22 protein-coding genes and 1 riboswitch are annotated in these 24,332 nt (G+C 73.1%); of the genes, 9 read left to right on the forward strand and 13 right to left on the reverse strand.

The window, feature by feature from the left end; genetic code table 11:
* Positions 1-286: 286 nt before the first annotated feature.
* Positions 287-2,614, forward strand: a complete 2,328-nt coding sequence (locus ACODT5_RS11410; RefSeq protein WP_422519051.1) for an immune inhibitor A domain-containing protein — start codon at positions 287-289, stop codon at positions 2,612-2,614.
* Positions 2,615-2,654: 40 nt separating this feature from the next.
* Here the strand turns inward: ACODT5_RS11410 and ACODT5_RS11415 are convergent, their stop codons facing one another.
* Positions 2,655-3,032, reverse strand: a complete 378-nt coding sequence (locus ACODT5_RS11415) for a VOC family protein (RefSeq protein ID WP_422519052.1) — start codon at positions 3,030-3,032, stop codon at positions 2,655-2,657.
* Between the two features lie 107 nt (positions 3,033-3,139).
* On the opposite strand from ACODT5_RS11415, the gene ACODT5_RS11420 reads away from it, so the two are divergent.
* The 3 genes from ACODT5_RS11420 to ACODT5_RS11430 all read left to right on the forward strand — a co-directional run bounded on the left by ACODT5_RS11420 (position 3,140) and on the right by ACODT5_RS11430 (position 4,986).
* Positions 3,140-4,012: a heavy metal-binding domain-containing protein gene (locus tag ACODT5_RS11420; RefSeq protein ID WP_422519053.1), complete on the forward strand. Its 873-nt coding sequence runs from the start codon at positions 3,140-3,142 to the stop codon at positions 4,010-4,012.
* 67 nt (positions 4,013-4,079) lie between these two features.
* Positions 4,080-4,490 (forward strand): heavy metal-binding domain-containing protein, encoded by a 411-nt coding sequence (locus tag ACODT5_RS11425; RefSeq protein WP_422519054.1) that lies wholly within the window; start codon positions 4,080-4,082, stop codon positions 4,488-4,490.
* Positions 4,483-4,986 (forward strand): hypothetical protein, encoded by a 504-nt coding sequence (locus ACODT5_RS11430; protein ID WP_422519055.1) that lies wholly within the window; start codon positions 4,483-4,485, stop codon positions 4,984-4,986. The genes ACODT5_RS11425 and ACODT5_RS11430 overlap by 8 nt, the downstream gene beginning before the upstream one ends.
* On the opposite strand, the gene ACODT5_RS11435 is transcribed toward ACODT5_RS11430, so the two are convergent.
* From ACODT5_RS11435 to ACODT5_RS11475, 9 genes are all read right to left on the reverse strand, one after another.
* Entirely contained in the window at positions 4,944-6,440 is a 1,497-nt protein-coding gene (locus tag ACODT5_RS11435) for an FAD-dependent oxidoreductase (protein WP_422519056.1), read from the reverse strand. The two genes, ACODT5_RS11430 and ACODT5_RS11435, sit on opposite strands and share 43 nt — an antisense overlap.
* Before the next feature lie 118 nt (positions 6,441-6,558).
* Positions 6,559-7,371 carry a hypothetical protein gene (locus tag ACODT5_RS11440; RefSeq protein ID WP_422519057.1) on the reverse strand — a complete coding sequence of 271 codons (813 nt, stop codon included), beginning with the start codon at positions 7,369-7,371 and terminating at the stop codon, positions 6,559-6,561.
* Positions 7,372-7,407: 36 nt separating this feature from the next.
* Complete coding sequence (locus ACODT5_RS11445) at positions 7,408-8,151, reverse strand: esterase/lipase family protein (protein ID WP_422519058.1); 744 nt, start codon at positions 8,149-8,151, stop codon at positions 7,408-7,410.
* Between the two features lie 83 nt (positions 8,152-8,234).
* Positions 8,235-8,882: an SDR family NAD(P)-dependent oxidoreductase gene (locus tag ACODT5_RS11450; protein ID WP_422519630.1), complete on the reverse strand. Its 648-nt coding sequence runs from the start codon at positions 8,880-8,882 to the stop codon at positions 8,235-8,237.
* Complete coding sequence (locus ACODT5_RS11455) at positions 8,882-9,193, reverse strand: SDR family NAD(P)-dependent oxidoreductase (protein ID WP_422519059.1); 312 nt, start codon at positions 9,191-9,193, stop codon at positions 8,882-8,884. Before ACODT5_RS11455 ends, ACODT5_RS11450 begins: the two co-directional genes overlap by 1 nt.
* A 49-nt stretch (positions 9,194-9,242) precedes the next feature.
* Positions 9,243-9,380, reverse strand: coding sequence for a hypothetical protein (locus ACODT5_RS11460; protein WP_422519060.1), 138 nt, complete (start codon positions 9,378-9,380; stop codon positions 9,243-9,245).
* 137 nt (positions 9,381-9,517) lie between these two features.
* Positions 9,518-9,841: a hypothetical protein gene (locus ACODT5_RS11465; protein ID WP_422519061.1), complete on the reverse strand. Its 324-nt coding sequence runs from the start codon at positions 9,839-9,841 to the stop codon at positions 9,518-9,520.
* 129 nt (positions 9,842-9,970) lie between these two features.
* Positions 9,971-10,642, reverse strand: a complete 672-nt coding sequence (locus tag ACODT5_RS11470) for an adenylate kinase (protein WP_422519062.1) — start codon at positions 10,640-10,642, stop codon at positions 9,971-9,973.
* A gap of 115 nt (positions 10,643-10,757) precedes the next feature.
* Positions 10,758-11,264, reverse strand: coding sequence for a DinB family protein (locus tag ACODT5_RS11475; protein WP_422519063.1), 507 nt, complete (start codon positions 11,262-11,264; stop codon positions 10,758-10,760).
* Positions 11,265-11,544: 280 nt separating this feature from the next.
* Here ACODT5_RS11475 and cbiE point away from each other — a divergent pair, with 280 nt between their 5' ends.
* The 4 genes from cbiE (at position 11,545) to ACODT5_RS11495 (ending at position 16,051) form a co-directional block, all read left to right on the forward strand.
* On the forward strand, positions 11,545-12,807 hold the full coding sequence (gene cbiE, locus ACODT5_RS11480) for a precorrin-6y C5,15-methyltransferase (decarboxylating) subunit CbiE (RefSeq protein WP_422519064.1): 1,263 nt from the start codon (positions 11,545-11,547) through the stop codon (positions 12,805-12,807).
* 247 nt (positions 12,808-13,054) lie between these two features.
* On the forward strand, positions 13,055-14,446 hold the full coding sequence (gene iscB / locus ACODT5_RS11485) for an RNA-guided endonuclease IscB (RefSeq protein ID WP_422519065.1): 1,392 nt from the start codon (positions 13,055-13,057) through the stop codon (positions 14,444-14,446).
* 104 nt (positions 14,447-14,550) lie between these two features.
* Positions 14,551-15,300, forward strand: a complete 750-nt coding sequence (cobM, locus tag ACODT5_RS11490; protein WP_422519066.1) for a precorrin-4 C(11)-methyltransferase — start codon at positions 14,551-14,553, stop codon at positions 15,298-15,300.
* Positions 15,290-16,051, forward strand: coding sequence for a cobalt-precorrin-6A reductase (locus tag ACODT5_RS11495; protein WP_422519067.1), 762 nt, complete (start codon positions 15,290-15,292; stop codon positions 16,049-16,051). The genes cobM and ACODT5_RS11495 overlap by 11 nt, the downstream gene beginning before the upstream one ends.
* Positions 16,052-16,544: 493 nt before the next feature.
* Here the strand turns inward: ACODT5_RS11495 and ACODT5_RS11500 are convergent, their stop codons facing one another.
* Genes ACODT5_RS11500 through cobG form a run of 3 tightly spaced genes read right to left on the reverse strand, consistent with a single transcriptional unit; the run spans position 16,545 to position 20,037 of the window.
* Positions 16,545-18,068, reverse strand: coding sequence for a precorrin-2 C(20)-methyltransferase (locus ACODT5_RS11500; protein ID WP_422519068.1), 1,524 nt, complete (start codon positions 18,066-18,068; stop codon positions 16,545-16,547).
* On the reverse strand, positions 18,065-18,712 hold the full coding sequence (locus ACODT5_RS11505; RefSeq protein WP_243338785.1) for a precorrin-8X methylmutase: 648 nt from the start codon (positions 18,710-18,712) through the stop codon (positions 18,065-18,067). Before ACODT5_RS11505 ends, ACODT5_RS11500 begins: the two co-directional genes overlap by 4 nt.
* On the reverse strand, positions 18,709-20,037 hold the full coding sequence (cobG, locus tag ACODT5_RS11510; protein ID WP_422519069.1) for a precorrin-3B synthase: 1,329 nt from the start codon (positions 20,035-20,037) through the stop codon (positions 18,709-18,711). The genes ACODT5_RS11505 and cobG overlap by 4 nt, the downstream gene beginning before the upstream one ends.
* A 502-nt stretch (positions 20,038-20,539) precedes the next feature.
* A riboswitch (cobalamin riboswitch) is annotated at positions 20,540-20,643 on the forward strand.
* 53 nt (positions 20,644-20,696) lie between these two features.
* Between cobG and cobN the strand changes: the two genes are divergently transcribed.
* Complete coding sequence (gene cobN, locus ACODT5_RS11515) at positions 20,697-24,314, forward strand: cobaltochelatase subunit CobN (protein WP_422519070.1); 3,618 nt, start codon at positions 20,697-20,699, stop codon at positions 24,312-24,314.
* Positions 24,315-24,332 lie beyond the last annotated feature (18 nt).

Raw genomic sequence — 24,332 nt, forward strand, 5'->3', positions numbered from 1 at the left:
GCACGTCCGGTCGCACCCTCGCCTCACACGGCCGCCCTCCGGACCCCCGACCCCGGGCCCGGACCCGGTCCCCGGGCCCTCAGTCCCGGTCCCACCCAGCCCCCGCAGCTGCCCCCATCCCGGCCCCCGTATCCCCGGACCCGCCCTCGCCCCCGCCCCCGGGCCCCCGGCCCACCCGCACCTGTCGTCCGTCTCCCCCACATCTATCAATCACCTGTCACATGTGAAATATTACTCCCGCTCCGGCCAACCCGACCGACCGGAACCTCCAGAAAGGTCAGCTACGTTGCGCAGACTCGCTGCGGTGGGAGCGGCGATATCCCTCGCCCTCCTCGCCGCCCCCGCGCTCGCCGCCACCGCACCCCCGACCCCGCCCCCGACGCCCGCCGGGCAGCAGCAGGCCGATCGGGCCGCCCCGCCGCCCGCGCCCCTGGAGCTCCAGCGCCAGGCCCTGCGCCGCCAGGCCCTCGAAGAGGTGGCCGCCGGCCGCCCAGGGGGCCTGCGCGCCGAGGCAGACGGCACGCTGCCGCGCCTGGCCAAGGTCGGCAAGCGCTACGTCGAACTGGCCCGGGAGCGCAAGGACAAGGTCTTCGTGATCCTCGCCGAGTTCGGCGACCAGGTGGACAACACCACCCAGTTCGAGGGCAAGCCGCGCTTCGGCGGCACCCCGGGCCCGGCGCACAACACGATCGGCAAGCCGGCCGCGGACGACAACCACACCCTGTGGCGCAAGGACTTCGACCGGTCCTTCTACGAGAAGCAGTTCTTCTCCACCGACCCGCAGTCCGCATCCCTGCGCGCCTACTACCGGCTCCAGTCCTCCGGCCGGTACGACATGGACGGCATGGTGACCGACTGGGTCAAACTGCCCTGGAACGAAGCCCGTTACGGCACGGACAACTGCTCCGAGTCCGGCCAGTGCCGGACCAACTGGGACATGATCCGGGACGCCACCGACTCCTGGTACAAGTCCGAGCGCGCGAAGGGCCGTACGCCGGAGCAGATCAAGGCCCAGCTCGCCGAGTACGACGTGTGGGACCGCTACGACGCCGACCACGACGGCAACTTCGACGAGCCGGACGGCTACCTCGACCACCTCGTCGTCGTCCACGCGGGCAAGGACCAGACCTGGGGCGGCGGTACGCAGGGCAAGGACGCCGTGTGGGCGCACCGCTGGTTCGCCTACTGGAACCAGGCCGGCAGCGCGGGCCCGGAGGGCAACAAGGCGGGCGGCGCCCCGGTCGGCGACACCGGCATCTGGGCCGGGGACTACCTGACCGGCGGGGAGAACAGCGGCGCGGGCCTCTTCGCGCACGAGTTCGGGCACGACCTGGGCCTGCCGGACCTGTACAGCTCGGACGGGGACAACAGCGTCAACTTCTGGTCGCTGATGTCCTCCGCGTCCTACCTGGGCAAGGGCCGCAATTCCACGGGCGAGTTCCCGGGCGACCTCGACCCCTGGAGCAAGCTGCAGCTGGGCTGGCTCCAGTACACGGAGGCCGACGCGGGCCGCACGACGCGGGCGACGCTCGGGGTGTCCGGCTACAACACCGAGGATCCGCAGGCCCTGTTGGTGCACCTGCCGCCGTCTTCGACCAAGACCGAGCTGGTGGACCCGTACGAGGGCGCCAGCCAGTGGTGGAGCGGTACCGGTGACTTCATGGACAACACGCTGTCGCGCACGGTCGACCTCTCGGGGATCGCGGCCGGGACGCCGGCCGGCCTGGACGCCCGCGTCTGGTACGACATCGAGCAGGACTTCGACTACCTGACGGTGGAGGCCTCCACGGACGGCGGGGCCGCCTGGACGGCGCTGCCGGGCACGGTGGACGCCACGCCGATCGGGGCTAAGGGCGTCTCCGGCACCTCGGCCGGCTGGACGCAGCTCTCGGTCCCGCTGACCCAATTCGCGGGCACATCGGTTCAGTTGAGGCTGCGCGTCACCTCGGACAGCAACACCCACGGCAAGGGCGTCACCTTCGACGACATCCGCGTCACGGCGGGCGCCGACGGCCGGGAGCTGCTGCGCGACGGGGCGGAGCAGGGCGCGAACGGCTGGACGGCGGTCAAGTGGTCGCGTACGGAGGGCCGGACGGGCAGCGAGCAGCACCCGCGCGCGTACTTCGTGGAGAACCGCCGCTACACCGGCTACGGCAGCCTGCTGAGGACGGGGCCGTACAACTTCGGCTTCACGGGCGACAAGGTGGAGTTCTACCCGTACCAGCAGGGCGTGCTGATCTGGCTCTGGGACACGGCGTACAGCGACAACACCACCAAGGCGCACCCCGGCGGCGGCATGCTGCTGCCCGTCGACTCCCGCCCGGAACCGCTGACCCACGCGGACGGCACGCTGCTGGGCGCGCGTGCGCAGACCTTCGACGCCACCTTCTCCCTCGGGAAGAGCGACCGGATCGTCCTGCACAAGGCGGGAGTACCGACCGTGATCCCGGCCCGGAGCGGCGTACCGGTCTTCGACGACCGCCACGGGTCGTACTGGAACGCGGGACTGCCGCAGCTCGGGGTCAAGGTGCCGGACACCGGGACCCGGCTCACGGTGGTGAAGGAGGCCGCGGGCGGGGCACTGACGACGGTGCAGCTCAGCCCGTCGAAGTGACCTGCCGCAGCTGAACGCGGGGGTTGGCGGGGACCGCCGGTCAGTGGCGCACCAGACAGAAGGGGTGCCCGGCCGGATCGGCGTAGACCCGCCAGCCCTCGCCCGCCCTGCCCCCGTCCAGCAGGGTGGCGCCGAGGGACATGACCTCCGCATGGGCCGCGTCCAGGTCCGCGACGGCGAAGTCCAGGTGGAGCTGCTGGGGCCGGGCCGGGTCCGGCCAGCGGGGCGGCCGGTGGTCCTCGGCGTACTGGAAGGCGAGGACCTGGCCGGCCGGGAGGTGCAGGGTCGCCCAGGTCGCGTCGGTCGCCCAGCGCCGGTCCGGACGGTTGACCTCACCACCGGTCAGGCGCTGGTAGAAGGCGGCCAGCGCCGCCGGGTCGGGACAGTCCAGCACCACGCACTGCATCTCGGCGATCATGAAGTCGATCCTAGGACGTCCGGTGGACCCCGGGATGGATGGCATACGCTGCCGAGGGGGGGCGCCGTGAGCCACATGGCGGCCAAGGGGCGGACGGTACGGGATCGATGGCACACCGAGGAGACACCGGCCCGCCGGGGACCCTTGACGGCGGGACGGCGCGGACCCGTTCCGGCGGCGGTTGGGACTCGGCCCTGTCGGTGAAGGAGTTCGCGGCGGTCCGGGGCGTCGGGTTCGAGCCGGTCGGACAGGTCGTCGGCACCGCCGTCTTCAACATCGCCGACACCGACCTCTGGGGCTGCCCGGGCGCCTGGTCGGTCACGGACGGCGCCAGGACTCCCTCCTCCCCATGGACCACCCCCTACGCCCAGTTGGCGCGGACCCTGTACACGGCCCGCCGGCTGGCACTCGCCCGGGCGGTGACCGAGTGCCGCGCGCTCGGCGGCGACGGAGCCGTCGGGGTGAAACTGCGGGTCGATGAATTCACCTTGCACACCGTGGAGTTCACGGCGCTCGGCACCGCGGTGCGGGCCCGCTCCCGGGTTCGTCCGCGCGAGCCCTTCACCTCGCACGTCGGTGGACAGGACTTCGCCCGGCTCGTGCGCTCCGGATGGATTCCCACCGCACTGGTCTTCGGCATCGCCCTCGAAACCCGCCACGACGACTGGCGCACCTCCGGCCGGACCCGCTGGACCGCCGGGAACCAGGAGATCGACGGGTACACCCAACTGGTCGGCCACGTACGCCGGAAGGCCCACGAGCACCTCGCGGACGGCGCCGCCCGGCACGGCGCCGACGGGGTGGTGGTGGACGACATCGCGCTCCGGATGCGCGAGAACGAGTGCCCCTCCTTCGGGAACGAGCGCGATCTCGTGGCGGAGGCGGCCCTCGTCGGCACCGCCGTCGCCCGGTTCGGCCGCTCCGAGCGGCCCGCCGAACACCGACCGCTGACCATCATGCGACTGGAACGCGAGCACTGAGATGACCGAGGGAACGGGGCGGACAGTGGCGGGGCAGGGAGAGGGGCAGGGGATTTCGGAGGAGGCGATGCGGCGGCTGGCGCAGCTCCGGCCGGGGGAAAAGGGCTCGCTCTTCACCTCGGACCTGTCGGTGAACGAGTTCCTGCTGGTGCGCGAGGCCGGCTTCCGCCCCCTCGGCCTGGTCCTGGGCTCCTCCGTCTACCACGTCGGCATGCAGGTCGGCCGGTGGACGAAGAACCAGGAACTGACGAAACTGTCGCAGGCCCTGTACGACGCGCGCGAGTTGGCGATGAGCCGGATGCGGGCCGAGGCGTCCGCCCTGGACGCCGAGGGGATCGTGGCGGTCCAGTTGAAGCAGCACTCCCACAGCTGGGGGTCGCACACCACCGAGTTCTTCGCCATCGGGACCGCGGTGCGCCCGCTGCGCGCCGACCACGTCATCGACCGGCCGACCATGGTGCTGGGCCTCGATGACTGAACTGCCCGAGGTCCCCGAGGCCCCCGAGCCTTCCCGGCTCCCCGAAGTCCCCACGGTGCCGGAGATGTTGGAGACGCCGGAGACGGACGTGGCGTTGCTGGCCGCGGCGCTGCGCACGGACCAGGCGGACCTGAGCCTGCACGTCGGAGTGCTGGCGTCGGACCTGGCGCAGTCGCTGCCGCCCGGCGCCGTGCGGGTCGACCGCAGGCGTTCGGTCGCGGACCGCCTGGCCGGGCGCGAGGGCGCGGTCACCGCACTGGACGTCGTACTCGGTGAGCAACGGCTGTCGCTGCGGACGGACCGGGGCCGGGTGACCGGTGAGATCTGCCACGAGGTACGGGGCATCGTGCTCTCCCGCCGCCAGGTGGGCCTGGACGAGTGGATCGAGGCCCTGGCCCGGTCCCTGGCCGAAGCGGCGGCCTCCAGCGCCCGTGCGCGCGAGGCCGTCGAGCGCTACCTGACCCGTCCCGCCGGCGCGCCGTGGTGGGTCGGGTAGGCGGTGGCTTCCGGTGTGTCCGGGAGCCGCGGCTTGGACAGGACGCGGACCATCGTGACGGGGTCCAGGAGCGTGCCCGGCGGGCGGGTCAGCGACAGCACGCCGAAGAAGCGGGAGGCGATCGCCGGATCGGTGTTGGCTCCCGCCAGCACCCGTGACATGTAGCGCTGCAGGATCCGCGTGGCCCGGTCCGGCGGCGGCCCCTCCGTCACCGGGTACCGCATGTCCTCGCTGGTGGCGATCTGCCAGGGCACGGCGGCCGCCGCGACGGTCCGGCGCTGGATCCGGCGGGAGGCCGCGGCGATCTGCTCCGGGGTCAGGGTGCGGATCTCCTTGGCCAGGGCCTCCGCGGCGAGCGCGGCGACGGTCATGCCGTGTCCGTACACCGGGTTGAAGCGGCAGGTGGCATCGCCGAGGACCACGAATCCGGCGGGCCAGCGTTCCAGGCGTTCGTAGTGCCGCCATTCGTTCGCCGTGTTCCGGAAGGCGGTGGGCGAGGAGAGCGGTACCGCGTCCCGGATGGCGTCGTACAGGGCCGGACTGCGCAGGCTCCGGGCGAACGGCAGGAACTCCTCCTCCCGCACGGGCGGGGCGTGTTCGCCGTTGCCGACGAGGGTGACCAGCCAGCGGTTCCCGTCCAGCGGCATCAGCACCCCGCCGCGCGGAAGGTCCGGCCGGCCCTGGACGTACACGCCCTGCCAGCGCCGGGCCGGATCGTCCGGGATCTCGAAGTAGCGGCTGGAGTACCCGAGATGGGAGTCGTAGCGGGTGACCGCCGGCGCCGGGTGGCCGAACTCCGCCAGCCATGCGGGGGCCTTGGAAGTGCGGCCGGTCGCGTCGACGACGAGGCGCGCGGCCAGCCGCTCGCCGTCGCGCAGCCGCACACCGGTCACCGTGCGGCCGTCCGGCCCGGCGACCAGTCCGGCGGCCGTCCGGCCCGCCCGGATCCGGACGCGCGGGTTGCGGAGCACCTCCCGGCGCACGGCCGAGTCGAGCAGCTCCCGGCTCGCGAGCAGCACCTTCGCCCCCGGCACCGGCCCGAACCAGTCGGCCGGGCTCAGCCAGAGGAAGTCGCGCGGCGACTCGGCGAGGGCGGCCCCCGCTGCCACGAGCTTGCCGGTGATGCCCGGCAGCATCCGCTCGATCAGCTCCATGCCCCGCGCCCACAGGACGTGCGTGTGCCGGGACTGGGGTATCCCCGGCCGGAACACCGCTTCGCCTTCCGGTAGTTCGTCCTTCTCGATCACGGTGACCCGGGAGAACCGCATCGCGAGCACCCGCGCGGCCAGCAGCCCGGCCATGCCCGCGCCGAGGACCACGGCATGGTCCTCGGCGCGGTCCTCGGCGCGGTTCACGGCACTGCGATCGGCCGGGTCCTCGGCGTGCGGGCCGGCCTGCGAAGCGGTCTGCGGGCCGGTGGTGCGTAGGTGGTTGTCCGTCGCGTCGTCGTCCATGCCGCCGAGTGTGACTGCGGACGGGGCGCCCTGGTCAGGGCCTGGACGGGGCGCCCGGAGGCTCGACGGGGGCGGACGGGCTCATACGGGGCGCGCCCCCGTCAGGACCGCCGCCGGATCAGGGGCAGAGGGCGGTCCAGGTGACCTTCACGTGCCCTCCGTCGTCCCCGCGGAACTCGCTCGTACGGGTACCCGGCTGATCGGTGTACGGATCCCAGGCCACGGTGCCCCGGGCGACCAGGTCGTCGGCCGAGGAGGCGTCGTAGTCCCAGAGGAAGACGCCGATCTCGAACGGGCCGGGCCCGTACGTGGTCCCCGAACCGACCCGCTGGTAGAAGTACGGGTCGGGGTCGGTGCGGTTGCCCTGGTTGGGGAAGGTCGACGGGTCCGAGCCGGAGCGCGACCACACGGCGGTGCGGGCACCGTCACCGGTCCGGACGGCGATGTCCCCGTAGAGCGCGGGGCGGGTCGTGCCGTCGTCGAAGTAGGTCAGCTCCGCCTGGTCCACGCGGACCCGGCAGGCGGGGACGCCCGACACCGGGGTGACGGTGTAGGTGACGGAGGCCTCGCCGCCGTCCACGCCGGCCATCTTGGCGGTGAACCGGCCGAAGCCGAGCGCCGGATCCCAGTGGACGCGTCCGGCGGCCATCACGTCGTCGTTGTTCCCGGCGCTGTAGTCGGCATCGACGAGGTAGGCGGTGACGGTGGCCCGACCGCTGAAAATCTGACTCCGGTTGGAATCGTCGAGCCCGAACCAGGGATCGTGGTCGGGGAAGGCGGTGGCGCCGGACCGGTCGCGGTGCCAGAGGGAGCGGGCCGTCCCGTCGGTGGTCAGGGTGAGCCCGTCGTAGAGTTCGGGCCCGCTCTCGCCGCTGGAGGTGAACCGCGCCGAGTCGACGGTGATCCGGAACGGGCCGATCTTCAGCTCCACTTGGCCGACCGGATCTTTGGAGAACTCGGCGACGATCTACCGGCGGACCCAGTCGTTGCCGAGCAGTCCGTAGTGCGAGGGGCAGCCGCTGTCGCCCACCGGCAGGACGTGGTTCACGGCTCCGGCCAGTTCGGTGGAGCGCGGGGCACGGCTGTCGCCGGGCGGGATCTGCTGGTCGCAGGTGGAGCTGAAGGTGGTGTAGCGGGTGGCGCCCGGGGTTTCGTCCCCCGCGTTGAGGGAGTTCAGGAAGGGGCTGGCGGGGGTCATGTCGGCGAGCGAGGCCGCGTGGATGTCGCAGAAGGTGGCGAAGGGGCCGCAGGGCGCGGCGTCCCCCGCCCCGTGGTTGGGTCCGCCGAGCGAGACCCAGGCGCGGACCCGGGAACTCCCGCCGTCCTTGAGGTACTTGCGGGTCAGCAGCGAACCCATGCTGTGAGCGACCACGTTGACGGGGCGGCTGCCGAACCGTTCGGTGAGGAAGGCGCCGAACCGGGCGGCGTTGGCGTCGTTGGTGGCGGCCCAGTCGTAGCCGAATTCGGCGAGGTCACTGGAGAGCCACCCCTGGGCGCGCAAATGGTCCTCCAGCCCGTCGAGGGAGGCCGCGGTGTCCCCGAACCCGTGGACGAGAACGACCGGCGTACGCCGCTCCGCGCGCTCGGCGCTCCCGGCGGCCCGTGCCGTCGGGGCGGTGAGCAGAGCGGCCACCAGCGCCGCGGCGAGGGCCGCGGCCAGGGCGGCGAGCACCGGGAACAACAGGGGCACGGGCAGGGCGGATCTGCGCATGGCTCTCCCAGGGATGCGGCATGACGCGACGCGGACTCGACAGCCTGAAGTGACTGGCGAGTAGCAAGTTAGCCCTCGGGGAATCAGCGCGATAGAGACGTGTACGAGACTCCGGTGAGCTTTTCGGAGGCACCCCAGAGCCGTTCGCCGGACTTGTCGTCCAGGGTCCATTTCGCCCGCCGGGATCGGGCGGGCGCACCGCGCCAGCCGAGCCGCGGCCCGATGAACTCGTCGGGCCGCACCCCGGGCGCGGTGGCCGCGTACAGGGTCGGCAGCGCGCCGGAGGCGGCGGACTGCGCGATGACGGTGTTGCCGATCACGTTCCCGAGGGCGGTGGCGGTGGCGGTGAACCGCGAGGTGAGGGTGATCCCCGCCTGCGGGGTCGCCCCGACGTGCAGGTTGGTGGCGGCGTAGCCGGGGTGGGCGGCGGCCGCGACGAGCTCGGATCCGGCGGCCGCCAGGCGGCGGGCGAGCTCGTGGGTGAAGAGCAGGTTCGCACTCTTGGAGCGGCCGTAGGCGATCCAACGCCGGTAATCCCGCTGGCTGTTCAGGTCGTCGTGCGCCACGTCCCCGAGGGCGTGGAAGCTGCTGGAGAGGTTGACGATCCGGGCCCCGGGCGGGGCGCCGAGGAGCCGGGGCAGCAGCAGCCCGGTGAGGGCGAAGTGGCCGAGGTGGTTCACGCCGAACTGGGTCTCGAAGCCGTCGGCGGTCCGGCCGTACGGCAGCGCCATCACGCCGGCGTTGTTGACGAGCAGGTCAAGGGCGCCGCTCCGGCGCCGCCGTACGCGGTCGCGAACTCCCGTACGGAGGCCAGGTCGGCGAGGTCCAGCGCCATGAACTCCACGTCGGCGCCGGGTACTTCACCCCGCAGAGCCACCTCGGCGGCCCGCCCCCTGGCCGCGCTCCGGCAGGCCAGCACCACCGCGGCGCCGCGGCGGGCGAGTTCCCTGGCGGCGGCGTAGCCGATCCCGCTGTTGCCTCCGGTGACGATGGCCGCACGCCCGCTCTGATCCGGCATCCGGCTCGCCTTCCAGCCCGCCATGGCAGCTCCTCCCGTCCCGGCAGCCCCACGGCCCACCGGCCCCCGCACCCTACTCCCGGCGCCGAGCCCGGACACGGCCCGGGGCCCGACCCCGGGCGATCTGGGCCATGCACGGCCATTCGTTGATCGCGGCGATGAGGATGGTCGCCTCGAAGCGGACCGCGAGCTTGTCGAACCGGGTGGCCACCGCCGATACTCACGGTTCGCGCGCGATGAATACGCCGTGTCGCCCCGCACCCGCGACGGACGAACCCGCGGTCGGACCAGCACGAGACGGGGCACCCGGATGGCTTCCAGCACCGCTGTGAACTGCGGACTGTCTCCTCACTGACCTGCTGTGACCAGCAGCGATAACGGCTTCTGCCCTTGCTCGCAGGCCAGGTGAATCTTCGTGGTCCAGCCACCGCGGGGCCGGCCCGGGCCGTGGTCGTCGGGTTCGGCCCGATTGCCGCCCGGCGGTTCCTTCTGGGCCCGGCGGTTCCTTCTGGGCTCGGCTGTCCCGACGGGCACCGGCAGCGTGCTGATGGGCCGGCAGATCGTGGAGTCGACGTTCACGTCCCAAGTGATCAAACCGGCGGCATCCGCCCGGGCCTGCAGCCCGGTCAGGACCGCCGACCAGGCACCATCGTCCCACACCGAGGTCATCACGGCACGAGGCGAGCACGTTCCAGATCTCGGCGATGTACGGGCCCGAGGGGGCGGTTGGGGCAGGAGGATCTTGCAGTCCTCGGCGGCGATCTCAAAGACGGCAGCCCGCACGTTCACGGCGGAGGGGCGTCAGCTCGACGTACCAGCGGCGTCAGCCTGGCCTTGGCCGATTGCGTCCAGCGCGCGGTCCATGACCTCCTGGACTTGGCCGTGGGCCGAGATCGTGGTCACCAGGGCCTGGTAGTGGTCGACGACCGGCGCCGTCTCGGTGCGGTAGACCTCCAGTCGCTTACGAACGGTTGCCTCGCGGTCGTCTTCGCGCTGGTACAGCTCACCGCCGCAGACGTCGCAGATTCCTGCCACTTCAGGTGCGCTGTAGTCGACGTGAAAGATGTGTTCGCGGTGCTGACGGCACAAACGTCGTCCAGCGACCCGTCTGACCACCTGGTCCTCGGGAATCTCCAGGTCGAGCACGGCATCCAGCCTCGATTCCGAGTCGGCCAGGATGCCGTCCAACGCCTGCGCCTGGGCGAGATTGCGGGGGAAGCCGTCCAGCAGGAATCCGCGCTCGGTGTCCGGGCGGGCAAGCCGCTCTTTGATCACCCCGATCGTGACCTCGTCCGGTACAAGAAGGCCGGCGTGTATGTGCGTGTGGGCGTTCTGGCCAAGCTCAGTGCCCCGGTCGATGTGCTCGCGAAACAGGTCACCGGTGGAAATGTGCTGGATCGACAGATGCGCGGCAAGGCGCACTGCCTGCGTGCCCTTGCCGGCCCCGGGCGGCCCGATCAGGAGGATGCGCATCGATGAGGTACCCCTTCGTCATGCGTGGCCCGGGATCGTGCACGGGATTCGCAGCCGTGACTGAACGCTAGTGCCGTTCCCCACCGGGGCGCGCCGGCAACTTCTAGAACACGGTCTAGCTGCCGGTCGTGCCGTCGAGCATCTCGCGCAGGATGTCCAGGTGGCCGTTGTGGCGGGCCGTCTCCTCGGTGAGGTGGAGGAGGATCCAGCGCAGGTCGACGTGGCGGCCGTCGCGGATGGGTCGCTGGGCCTGCTTGTCCAGGTCGTTCCCGGTGACCAGTTCGCGGTAACGGGCGCTCTGTTCGGCGTATTCGTCGACCAACTGCGGGAGCGGGAAGTCGACGCCGATGCGCATCTCGCGGTCGGGGTCCTCATCGGTCCAGGGGCCCTGGTCCTCCTCGCCGAGGAAGACCACCTGGAACCAGTAGTACTCGACCCAGCGGAGATGGTTGATCAATCCGCTCATGGTCATCAGCGGTGAGCCCGGCAGGAGCGCCTTGCGGGCGTTCTCCGCCGAGACGCCATCACACTTGGCGCGGGCGGTGGCACGAGTGTAGTCGAGAAACGTGGTGAGCTGGGTGCGCTCGTCCCACGCGGGCGGCGTGTCGTCGATTCTTGTCATCGCGCGAAGCGTCCCCGATCACCCCGCCCGGTGTCGAGGCATTTAACGGCGGGCCCGACCTGCCCCACCAGGCTCCTTGTCCGGCGGATCCTGCCGGGCGGTCCGCGCCGGCGGGCCGCCCGGCAGGATCCGCCGGACAGGCCCTGCACATGCCCGGGGGCCGGGCCCGGGCCGGGCTCGGGCCGGCCGGGGCCGGACCCCGGGGACCGGCCGCCGGGGACCCCGGGCGGGCCCAGTAGGCTGCGGGTCCACCCGCTTCCCGTACCCCGAGGTCCACCCAGTGAGCTCCGCACCGCCCCCCGTACCCGTGTCGGTCGTCGGCCTCGGCGCCGACGGCTGGGACGGACTGACCGCCCCCGCCCGGGCCGCGCTGGCCGGGGCCGAGGTGCTGATCGGCGGGCCCCGGCAGCTGGACCTGCTCCCCCTCGGGGAATGCGGCGGCGCCCGGGTCGCGTGGCCCAGCCCGCTGCGCCCGGCCGTGCCGAAGCTGATGGCGGAGCACGCGGGCCGCCGCATCGCGGTGCTGGCCAGCGGCGACCCGATGTTCTACGGGATCGGCCGCGCCCTGTCCGAGGAGCTCGGCCCCGGCGCCCTGCACGTCCTGCCGCACCCCTCCTCCGTCTCCTACGCCTGCGCCCGCCTCGGCTGGCCGGTGGAGGACACCGAGGTGGTCACCGTGGTCGGCCGCCCGGTGGCCCGGCTCGCGGCCGCGCTGTATGAAGGCCGCCGGGTCCTGGTGCTGAGCGCCGGAGCACTGACCGCAAACGAGATCGCCGCTCTGCTTCGAGAGCGGGGCTTCGGCCCCAGCCGGATGCGGGTCCTGGAACAGCTCGGCTCCGAGCACGAGGACGCGTACGAGGGCCTCGCCCAGAGCTGGGAACACCCGCCCGGCGACCCCCTCAACGTGATCGCCGTCGACTGCCGCCGCGACCCCCGCGCCGAAGCCCCCCGGCTCGGCGCGACCCCCGGCCTGCCCGACGCCGCCTACGAGCACGACGGCCAGCTCACCAAGCGCCACGTCCGCGCCGCCACCCTGTGCGCCCTCGCCCCCGCCCCCGGCGAACTGCTGTGGGACATCGGCGGCGGCTCCGGCTCCATCGGCATCGAGTGGATGCGCACGCACCCCTCCTGCCGGGCGGTGACCGTGGAGCGCGTGACGGAGCGGGCCGCGCGGATCACCCGTAACGCCACCGCCCTCGGCGTACCCGGCCTGCGCGTGGTCACCGGCTCCGCGCCCGACGCGCTCGCCGGGCTGCCCGCCCCCGACGCGGTGTTCATCGGCGGCGGCCTGACCGCGCCCGGCCTGCTCGACGCGGCCTGGGAGGCGCTGGCCCCCGGCGGCCGGCTCGTGGTCAACACGGTGACCCTGGAGTCGGAGGCGGTCCTCACCGACCGCTACCGCCGCCACGGCGGCGAACTCGTCAAACTGGCCGTCGCGCACGCCGTACCGGTCGGCGGTTTCACGGGCTGGCGCCAGGCGATGCCCGTCACCCAGTGGACGGTCACCAAGCCCTACCCTGGGATGGTGGATCAGACGATGTAACGGGATCCCCCTCCTTAAGGAGGGCCTTTCAGCCGCTGTGGCTGAGGGGCGCCGTTACCAGCACCAGCCAACGCGTATGCGGAGGTGAACGAAGTTGGCTACGTACCGCGTAGGACAGAAGACCGACCAAACTGTGCTTCCTCAGCAGCTTGCTCTCGAATTCGAGTCAGCAGACACCCCCCGGATCGGGGACGAAACGGGACCCGAACGCCCTAAGGCACCCGGCGCGGTACATGTGCGAGGGGAGATGCCCGACGCTTCACCTGACGCCGGGCGCGTCACCCCCAACCATTTGGTTGGAGAGAAGGCCCGTGAGGGCCACCCCGTCGTGTTCGTCCTGGACAAGCACGGCACACCGCTCCAACCAACCGGCCCTGCCAGGGCCCGCAAGCTCCTCAAGCAGGGCCGTGCGGTCGTGGCCCGGCACACTCCGTTCGTAATCCGGCTCAAGGACCGCACGGTCTGCGCATCGCAGGTGGACGGTGTGGAACTCGGGATCGACCCCGGCTCCAAGCACACCGGAATCGCTGTCTTCACCGCGAAGGACGGTGAGCGCCGTGGCCTCTACGCGGTCGAACTCACCCACCGGGGCTCCGCCATCCGGGACAAGCTCACGGCTCGTGCCGCCTACCGGCGCGGCCGGCGCACCCGGAATCTGCGCTACCGCGCACCCCGCTTCTCCAACCGCACCCGCCCCAAGGTCTGGCTCGCTCCTTCGCTGCGCCACCGCGTGGACACCACCATGTCCTGGACCACACGACTCGCACGCTGGGCACCCGTCCGCGCGGTGCACGTGGAACGCGTCGCGTTCGACACCCACGCCATGTCCCACGGCGGACCGCTGAAGGGGGCCGAGTACCGGCACGGCACCCTGCACGGCACAGAAGTCCGCGAGTACCTCCTCGCCAAGTGGGAGAGGGCCTGCGCTTACTGCGGCGCCACCGGAGTACCGCTCAACATCGACCACATCCACCCCCGCTCACGCGGCGGCAGCGACCGTGTTTCCAACCTGACGACCGCCTGCATCCCCTGCAACGAGAAGAAGTCCAACCAGCCCGTCGAAGACTTCCTCAGGAAGTCCCCGCGCGTGCTGGCCCGGATCCTCGCCCAGGCCAAAGCCCCGCTCCGCGATGCGGCAGCCGTCAACACCACCCGCTGGGCACTCTGGCGCGCCCTCGACGCCGCGTTCCCCTCGGTGCGCGCCGCATCCGGTGGCCGCACGAAATGGAACCGGCAGCGCACCGGCACCCCGAAGACCCACACCCTCGACGCCCTGTGCGTCGGTGAACTCGACACCATCACCCGTACCCCAGCCACGGTGCTTTCGGTCACGGCGACCGGACGCGGCACCTACACCCGCACCCGCACCGACAAATACGGCTTCCCCCGCCTCCGCCTGCCCAGGCAAAAGCAGTTCTTCGGCTACCAGACCGGCGACCTCGCCCGCGCAGTCGTCCCCGTCGGCAAAAGGGCCGGTGCCCACATCGGGCGGATCGCCGTTCGCGCCACCGGCAGTTTCAACATCAAAACCGCACACGGCCTCATCCAGGGCATCAGACACAAACACTTCCGTCTCCTCCAACGCGCCGACGGCTACGCCTACACCACCCGCCCCGAAGGGCCCACCGACACCACCTGACCGGCACTGGCAAGCCGAAGAGACCTCCGACGCTCCGCACCCCGAGTCAAGGATTCGTATCCTCTCCCAGCAAAAGCAGGGAGTATCCACGAAAGAAGAAAGCAATGACCGTGTACTTCATCGGTGCGGGCCCCGGCGCCGCCGACCTGATCACGGTGCGCGGCGCCCGGACGCTGGCCGCCGCCCCCGTCTGCCTGTACGCGGGCAGCCTGGTCCCCCGCGAACTCCTCGCCGAATGCCCGGCGGACGCCCGCCTGATCGACACCGCGCAGCTGAACCTGGACGAGATCATCGAGGAGTGCGTACGCGCACACGCGGCCGGCCAGGACGTGGCCCGGCTCCACTCCGGCGACCCCTCCGTCTTCAGCGCCGTCGCGGAGCAGATGCGGCGGCTCGACGCGGCCGGCATCCCCTACGAAGTGGTCCCCGGCGTCCCCGCCTTCGCCGCGGCGGCCGCCGCGCTGAAGCGGGAGCTGACAGTCCCCACCGTCGGCCAGACCGTGATCCTGACCCGGATCTCCCAGCAGGCCACGCCGATGCCGCCCGGCGAGGACCTCGCCACGCTGGGCCGCAGCGGGGCGCTGCTGGTGCTGCACCTGGCCACCCGCTACGTGGACCGGGTCGTGGACGAACTCCTGCCGCACTACGGGGCCGAGTGCCCGGCGGCGGTGGTCGCGATGGCCAGCCGCCCCGACGAGCTGATCCTGCGCGGGACGCTGGCCGACATCGCCGCCCAGGTGAAGGAGGCCGGGCTGGTCCGCACGGCCGTCATCCTGGTGGGCCGCACCCTGGGCGCCGAGCAGTTCCGCGACAGCCACCTGTACTCCGCCGAGCGCGACCGGCATGTCTGCTGATCCGGCCGTCCCGGGTCCGCACGTCCTGATCCTCGGCGGCACCACGGAGGCCCGCCGCCTCGCGGAGGCGCTGGCCGCCGCCCCGGACTCCCCCCGGGTGACCACCTCACTGGCCGGCCGGGTCACGTCCCCCGTGCTGCCGCCCGGCGAGACCCGGATCGGCGGCTTCGGCGGTCCCGGCGGACTGGCGGCCTGGATCTCGGCCCACGGGGTCACCCACCTGGTCGACGCCACGCACCCCTTCGCGGAGCGGATGAGCTTCAACGCGGCCGAGGGGGCGGCCCTTTCGGGTGTGCCCCTCCTCGCCCTGCGCCGTCCCGGCTGGACCCCGGGGCCCGGGGACGACTGGCACTTCGCGGACTCCCTCACCGAGGCGGCCGCGCTGCTCCCGCACCTCGGGACCCGCGTCTTCCTGACCACCGGCCGGATGGGACTGCACAGCTTCTCGCACCTCACCGAGCCCTGGTTCCTAGTGCGTTCGGTGGACCCCCCGGCCGCGCCCGCGCCGCCGCGGCTCGAAGTCCTGCTGGCCCGAGGCCCGTTCACCCTCGCCGACGAGCAGGACCTGCTGGCCCGCCACCGCATCGACCTCCTTGTCACCAAGGACAGCGGCGGCTCCGCCACCGCCCCCAAGCTCACCGCCGCCCGCGAGGCCGGCATCCCGGTCCTGGTCGTCCGCCGCCCGCCGGTCCCCGAGGGCGTACCGGTGACTCCGTCGGTCGGCGGCGTGCTGGCCTGGCTGTCCGCCTGAGGCGACCGCCGGCACCCGGCCCGCCGCCGGCGCCCTCGACTGGCCGCGGCTGCGGCCCCAGTTGCGGCCCCGGCCCGGACCCCGGCTGCGGCTCGACCGCTGCGCGGGGCGGAGTTCCCCTACCCGCCCTTCCCCCGTTCCCCGGGCTGCGCCCGGACCCCCTGGGGCTCCGCCCCAGACCCCGCGCCTCAAACGCCGGCGGGGCTGGATTTCGGCCGGCGCCAGCCTGCACGTGCACGTCGGCGAACTGGGTTGCCCGCAGGGCAATCTCAGCCCCTCCGGCGTTTGAGGAGCGGGGGTCCGGGGCCGGCCCCCGGGAACGGCGCCGCGCGCGGGAACGGGTCCGGGGCGGAGCTCCGGGGAACGGGCGAAGGGCGGGTAGGGGACTCCGCGCCGCGCAGCGGCACACCCGCAGCCCGCCCACCGCCCGGCGCGGGAGCCCGGGGAGGCAGACCACCCCCGGACCCCTCGCCTCGTCAGGCGGCAGCCAGGATCACCCGTACCGGCGCGGCGTCCACGTCACCCGCGACCCGTCGGGCCGCTCGGTCACCTGGGTCTGCGAGGAGCCGATCAGCAGGATCGTCCGCATGTCCACCTCGGACGGCTCCAGTTCGCCCAGCGTGACGATGCGGACGGACTGCTCCGGCCCGCCCACGTCGCGCGCCACGACCACCGGGGTCTGCGGTGCCCGCAGCTCCAGGAGCAGTTCGCGGGCCTGGGCCACCTGCCAGTTCCGGCTGCGCGAGCCCGGGTTGTACAGGGCCAGTACGAGATCGGCCGCCGCGGCCGCGCGCAGTCGCTCCGCGATGACCTCCCAGGGCTTGAGCCGGTCGGAGAGGGAGATGGTGGCGTAGTCGTGGCCGAGCGGCGCACCGGCCAGGGCCGCCGCCGCGTTGGCGGCGGTCACCCCGGGCAGCACCCGTACGGGCACGTCCGCGTACTCGGGCTGCCCCGCGACCTCCAGGACGGCGGTGGCCATGGCGAAGACCCCGGGGTCGCCGCCGGAGACCACGGCCACCCGCTTGCCGCGCCGGGCGAGGTCGAGGGCGAACTCGGCGCGCTCCGACTCGACCTTGTTGTCCGAGCCGTGCCGGATCTGGCCCGGCTTGACCGGGACCCGGTCCAGGTACGTCGTGTACCCGACCAGCACCTCGGCGTCGGCCAGCACCCGCCGCGTCTCGGCGGTGAGCCACAGCGGCCCGGCCGGGCCGGTGCCGACGACGGCGACCTCTCCGGGTCCGGACGGCACGCTGCCGGGGTTTCCGATCCGGCTGGGCACCACGGCGACGGCGAAGTAGGGGACGGAGTCGGGGTCGGTGTCCGCCAGGACGCCGGTCCGCTCCCCCGCCATCGTCGCGCGCTCCACGTAGCGCGCCTCGGCGAGCCGGCCGCTGTTCTCCATGGCCCGCCGGATGGCGGGGAAGGTGCGGCCGAGCTTCATCACGACCGCCGAGTCGGTGGCGGCGAGGCGGGCCGTGAGCTCCTCCTCGGAGAGGGTGCCGGGCAGGATCGTCAGCACCTCCTCGCCCTCCACGAGCGGGGTGCCGAGCCGTGCGGCGGCGGCGCTCACCGAGGTCACCCCGGGGATCACCTCGGTCTCGTACCGGTCGGAGAGCCGCTTGTGCATGTGCATGTACGAGCTGTAGAAGAGCGGGTCGCCCTCCGCGAGCACGGCGACGGTGCGGCCGGCGTCCAGGTGGACGGCGAGCCGGGCGGCGGAGGCCTCGTAGAACTCGTCCATCGCGCCCTGGTAGCCGCCGGGGTGGTCGGTGGTCTCGGTGGTGACCGGGTAGACCAGCGGTTCCTCGACGTGGTCGTCGCGCAGGTGCTTCGCGGCGATGGAGCGGGCGATCGAGCGGCCGTGGCGGGCCGAGTGGTACGCGACCACGTCGGCCTGCGCGATGACCTCGACGGCGCGCAGCGTCATCAGCGAGGGATCGCCGGGCCCGAGCCCGACCCCGTAGAGCCGCCCCGGAACAGCACGGGCGCCGTCGGTGCGGGCTTCGTCGGTGCTCATTCGGCCACGCTCGCGATGGCGTTGACGGCGGCCGCGGCCATGGCGCTGCCGCCGCGACGGCCCCGGACGATCAAGTGGTCGAGTGCGGAGGGGTGTTCGGCGAGGGCGTCCTTGGACTCGGCGGCGCCGATGAACCCGACGGGGACCCCGATGACCGCGGCGGGGCGCGGGGCGCCCTCCTCGATCATCTCCAGCAGCCGGAAGAGCGCGGTCGGCGCGTTCCCGACGGCGATCACCGAACCCTCCAACAGGCCCCGGTCCCGCCAGACTTCGAGGGCGGCGGCGCTGCGCGTCGTGCCCATCTTCGCGGCGAGCTCCGGCACGGCCGGGTCGGAGAGGGTGCAGATCACCTGGTTGTCGGCGGGCAGCCGCTTGCGGGTGACCCCGCTGGCGACCATCTGCACGTCGCACAGGATCGGCGCACCGGCCTCCAGGGCGGCGCGCGCCCGCAGGACGACCTCGGGCGAGTAGCCCAGGTCCCGGGTCAGGTCGGTCATCCCGCAGGCGTGAATCATGCGCACCGCGACCTGGGCGACCGAGGCGGGCAGCCCGGAAAGGTCCGCCTCGGCGCGGATCGTGGCAAAGGACTGGCGGTAGATCTCGGCGCCATCCTTCTCGTACTCGAACACGGTGTACTCGCTCATTTCTTCACTGCGTCTTCGGACACTCGGGGTTGGCTGCGCGCGTGGGCGACGGCCTGGGCAAGTTCACTGGACGGCACCGGGCGACCGTCGAGCCGGTACCCGTCGGGGGTGGCGACGAGGTCGATCCAGGCGGCGCCGCGCGGATGCCCGCACCGGCGCTCGCACCCGGACCAGTGCACGGGCGCGCCGGCCGGCCCGGCCGGAGCCCCACCGCCGGCGTCCACGACGGCCCGCGCGTCGGCGCGTACGTCGGACAGTGCTTTGGCGCATCCCGGCTGCCCGGTACAGGCGGTGACGGACTCCCAGGGGCCGTCGGGCGCGACGGACAGGCCGGCGGCCTCGAGCCGCGCGTAGCCGTCGACGGGCCGCCGGGTGCTCGCGCGGGGCAGGACGATGCTCCGCCACGGGGTGATCCGCAGCTCGCCGTCGTCGGTCTCTCCCGCGGCTGCGACATTCACCAGCACGCGCCACTGGTCGGCGGTGAGCCGGCCGAGCGGGGGCAGGACGCACAGCGGCGTCCGGTCACCGGGGCCACCGGGCCCCCAGGGCTTGGGCGGCGGCGCGTACGGCCAGGCCACCTCGGGTACGCGGACCGCGGCGATGCCGGCCGCCGCGAGCCGTACCGCGAACTCCCCGGCGTCCAGGGCGTGTACGGCGGGCAGTTCGGAGACCCGCCAGGCGCGGGTGCCGGCGGCGTCGGCGGAGTCGAGGAAGTACTCGGCCGCGAGCAGCGCCGCCCGGGGGGCCTCGGGGGCGTCCACCTCCACGGCGTCCCGGGCCGCGCCGAGCCGGACCAGCGCCCGGCCCCGCGGTCCGCCGAGCACGGTGACATCGGGGTCGAGCGCGGCGACGTCCCCGCGCCCGTCGTCGATGGCGAACAGGAACCGCCCGGACAGGGCCGCCGCGCGGGTGCTCGCGCACAGCAGCCGGTCCAACTCCCCCACCCAGGGCGTCACATGGGGCCGCTCGGGGCTCAGGATCCCGGACAGCGGGGTCGCCACGATGTTCCGTATCCGCTCGTGGCCGGGGGCGGGCAGCAGCCCGGCCCCGTCGAGCAGCTCGGCCAGCACCGCGCCGCAGCCTTCGGCGAGCCCGCGCAGCTGCACGTTCCCGCGCGAGGTGAGTTCCAGGTGCCCGTCCCCGAACCGGTCGGCGGCGAGCGCCAGCACCGAGGCCTGCCGGCCGGTCAGCAGACCGCCCGGGATCCGGACCCGCGCCAGGTACCCGTCGTCGGCCGCATGCAGGCGCAGCGCGCCGGGGCAGGCGTCGCCGCGATCCCGTATGGCGGGTTCGTCCCGCGCTGTGGCGGAGGGGGGCGTGGGCATGGCGGCGAGCATACCCACGATTCTGCGCCCACCCCCTGTGTCGATCACCACCCCGAACCAGCCACCCCGAACCGAACCCGATCCCACCGGCACCCGCCCCCTCCCGCCCCACCACCCGCACCTCCGCCCTCCCGCGCCCCTGCCGTTCCCCGCCCACCACCACCACCCCCTCCCGCGCCGCCGCCCCTGCCGTTCCCCGCCCACCACCACCACCCCCTCCCGCGCCGCCGTCCCTGCCGTTCCCCACCACCACCACCACCACCACCCGCGCCGCCGTCCCTGCCATCCGCGACCGGCCACCGTCCGGCCCCCGGTCGCTCCCGGCCCCGCCGAATCCAGCCCCGCCGGCGTTTGAGGCGCGGGGCCCGGGGCAGAGCCCCGGCAGCGGCGCCGCACCCGACCACGCCCCCGCCCACGTCCCCGGACCCGGCCCCGGACCCGGCCCGAGACCCCCGCCCACCAGCCCCCTAAGATGAGTCCCAGGCGGCCAACAGGCCCGCCATCGCCGAGGACGGCGACTTGGGAGGAAGCCCGGTGCGAATCCGGCGCGGTCCCGCCACTGTGAATCCGCGCGGCAGCGAGCCGCACCGGATGAGTCAGGAACTCCCGCCGTCCTCACTGCCCGGGGCGCGGAAACCCCGAGGAAGGCCTGCCGCCGCATGATCCTGCTGCTGTCGACGTCCGACACCGATCTGCTCAGCGCCCGCGCAGCGACCGCCGGGGACGCTCCCGTCCCGTACCGGTTCGCGAACCCCTCCCGCCTTCCCCTCGACGACCTTCCGGGTCTCCTCGACGGCGTCTCCCTGGTCGTCGTCCGCCTCCTCGGCGGCCTGCGCGCCTGGCAGGACGGCCTCGACCTGCTCCTGGCCCCCGGCCAGACCCGCCCGGTGGTCGTGCTGACCGGCGAACAGGCCCCGGACGCCCAGCTGATGGAAGCCTCGACCGTCCCGATCGGCATCGCCGCCGAGGCGCACGGCTACCTCGCCCACGGCGGCCCGGCCAACCTGGAGCAGCTCGCCCGCTTCCTCTCCGACACCGTGCTGCTGACCGGCCACGGTTTCGAGCCCCCGGCGGCCTCCCCCACGTGGGGCCCGCTGGAGCGCACTGCGCAGGTCACCGAGGGTCCCCGGATCGCGGTGCTCTACTACCGCGCGCACCAGATGAGCGGCAACACCGCCTTCGTGCACACCCTCTCCGAGGCGATCGAGGCCCACGGCGCCCAGGCGCTCCCCCTCTACGTCTCCTCCCTGCGCTCCCCGGAGCCGGAGCTGATCGAGCAGCTGGCGTCCGCCGACGCGATCGTCACCACGGTCCTCGCGGCCGGCGGCACGAAGCCCGCCACCGCCTCGGCCGGCGGTGACGACGAGTCCTGGGACGCCGGCGCCCTGGCCGCCCTCGGCGTGCCGATCCTGCAGGCCCTGTGCCTGACGGGCTCCCGGTCCGCCTGGGAGGAGAACGACGAGGGCCTGTCCCCCCTCGACGCCGCCACCCAGGTCGCCGTACCGGAGTTCGACGGCCGCCTGATCACCGTCCCGTTCTCCTTCAAGGAGCTGGACGAGGACGGTCTGCCCGCCTACGTCGCCGACCCCGAGCGGGCCGCCCGCGTGGCCGGCATCGCCGTGCGCCACGCGCGCCTGCGCCACATCGACCGCCGCGACAAGAAGATCGCCCTGGTCCTCTCCGCGTACCCCACCAAGCACTCCCGCATCGGCAACGCGGTCGGCCTGGACACCCCGGCCAGCGCCGTGGAGCTGCTGCGCACGCTCATCGCGGGCGGGTACGACTTCGGCCCCGTCGAGGACGTCCCGGGCCTGGTCTCCGGCGACGGCGACGAGCTGATCCGCGCCCTGATCGAGGCCGGCGGCCACGACCAGGACTGGCTCACCGAGGAGCAGCTCGCCCGCAACCCGGTCCGCATCCCGGCCGCCGACTACAAGCGCTGGTTCGCCGAACTGCCCGCCGATCTGCGCGAGAGCGTGGAGCGGCACTGGGGCGAGGCCCCGGGCAACATGTTCGTGGACCGCTCGGCCAACCCCGAGGGCGACATCGTGCTGGCCGCCCTGCGGCGCGCCAACCTCCTCATCCTCATCCAGCCGCCGCGCGGCTTCGGTGAGAACCCGATCGCGATCTACCACGACCCGGACCTGCCGCCCTCGCACCACTACCTGGCCGCGTACCGCTGGATCCAGGCCCGCGCCGAGGACGGCGGTTTCGGCGCCGACGCGATGATCCACCTGGGCAAGCACGGCAACCTGGAGTGGCTGCCGGGCAAGAACGCCGGCCTGTCGGCGTCCTGCGCCCCCGACGCCGCGCTCGGCGACCTGCCCCTCATCTACCCGTTCCTGGTCAACGACCCGGGCGAGGGCACCCAGGCCAAGCGCCGGGTGCACGCCACGCTGGTCGACCACCTGGTGCCGCCGATGGCGCGCGCGGAGTCGTACGGCGACATCGCGCGCCTGGAGCAGCACCTCGACGAGTACGCCCAGATCTCCGCGATGGACCCGGCGAAGCTGCCGGCCATCCGCGCGCAGATCTGGACCCTGATCCAGGCCGCGAAGCTGGACCACGACCTGGGTCTGGAGCAGCGCCCCGACGACGACGGCTTCGACGACTTCCTCCTGCACGTCGACGGCTGGCTGTGCGAGATCAAGGACGCCCAGATCCGCGACGGCCTGCACGTCCTGGGCGGCGCCCCGACCGGCGACGCCCGCGTCAACCTGGTCCTCGCCATCCTGCGCGCCCGCCAGATCTGGGGCGGTACGACGGCCCTGCCCGGTCTGCGCGAGGCGCTCGGCCTCGACGAGTCCGCGGCCACCCGCACCACCGCCGACGAGGCGGAGGAGACGGCCCGCGCGCTGGTCCAGGCGATGGAGGACGCGAACTGGGCTCCGGAGGCGGTGACTTCCGTGGCCGCCGGACACTCGGCGGACGTGGCGGCCGTACTGGACTTCGCGGCCCGCGAGGTCGTCCCGCGCCTGGCCGGCACCACCGACGAGATCACCCACGTGGTCAGCGCCCTGGACGGCGGATTCGTCCCGGCGGGCCCCTCCGGTTCCCCGCTGCGCGGTCTGGTCAACGTGCTGCCGACCGGCCGCAACTTCTACTCGGTGGACCCGAAGGCCGTCCCCTCGCGCCTCGCGTGGGAGACCGGTCAGGCCCTGGCCGATTCCCTCCTGACCCGCTACCGCACGGACAACGGCGAATGGCCCGCCTCCGTCGGCCTGTCCCTGTGGGGCACGAGCGCGATGCGCACCTCGGGCGACGACGTGGCCGAGGCCATGGCGCTGCTCGGTGTCCGCCCGGTCTGGGACGAGGCCTCGCGCCGCGTCACCGGCCTGGAGCCGATCCCGCTCGCGGAGCTCGGCCGGCCGCGCATCGACGTGACCCTGCGCATCTCGGGCTTCTTCCGCGACGCGTTCCCGCACGTCATCGGCCTGCTGGACGACGCGGTACGGCTGGCCGCCTCGCTGGAGGAGCCCGCCGAGGACAACTTCGTACGGGCCCACGCGCAGGCCGACCTGGCCGTGCACGGGGACGAGCGGCGGGCCACCACCCGCATCTTCGGCTCGCGCCCGGGCACGTACGGCGCGGGCATCCTGCAGCTGATCGACTCCCGCGACTGGCGCACCGACGCCGACCTCGCGGAGGTCTACACGGTGTGGGGCGGGTACGCGTACGGCCGGGGCCTTGAAGGGCGCGCGGCGCGCGAGGAGATGGAGACCGCCTACAAGCGGATCACGGTCGCGGCGAAGAACACCGACACCCGTGAGCACGACATCGCCGACTCCGACGACTACTTCCAGTACCACGGCGGCATGGTGGCCACCGTCCGCGCCCTGCGCGGCTCGGCCCCCGAGGCGTACATCGGCGACTCGACCCGGCCCGAGACGGTCAAGACGCGCACGCTGGTCGAGGAGACCTCCCGCGTCTTCCGTGCCCGCGTCGTGAACCCGAAGTGGATCGAGGCGATGCGCCGCCACGGTTACAAGGGGGCCTTCGAGCTCGCCGCGACCGTCGACTACCTCTTCGGCTACGACGCCACGACCGGCGTGGTGGCCGACTGGATGTACGACAAGCTGACCGAGACGTACGTCCTGGACCCGGAGAACCGAGCCTTCCTGGAGGAGGCCAACCCCTGGGCCCTGCACGGGATCGCGGAGCGGCTGCTGGAGGCCGAGTCCCGCGGCATGTGGGAGAAGCCGGACCCGCAGGTCCTGGAGGCGCTGCGCCAGGTGTACCTGGACACGGAGGGCAACCTCGAAGGCGAAAGCGACTGACCGGGCACCGGCTGGATC

The organism is Streptomyces tatrensis (genome assembly GCF_049310065.1).
Classification (GTDB): domain Bacteria; phylum Actinomycetota; class Actinomycetes; order Streptomycetales; family Streptomycetaceae; genus Streptomyces.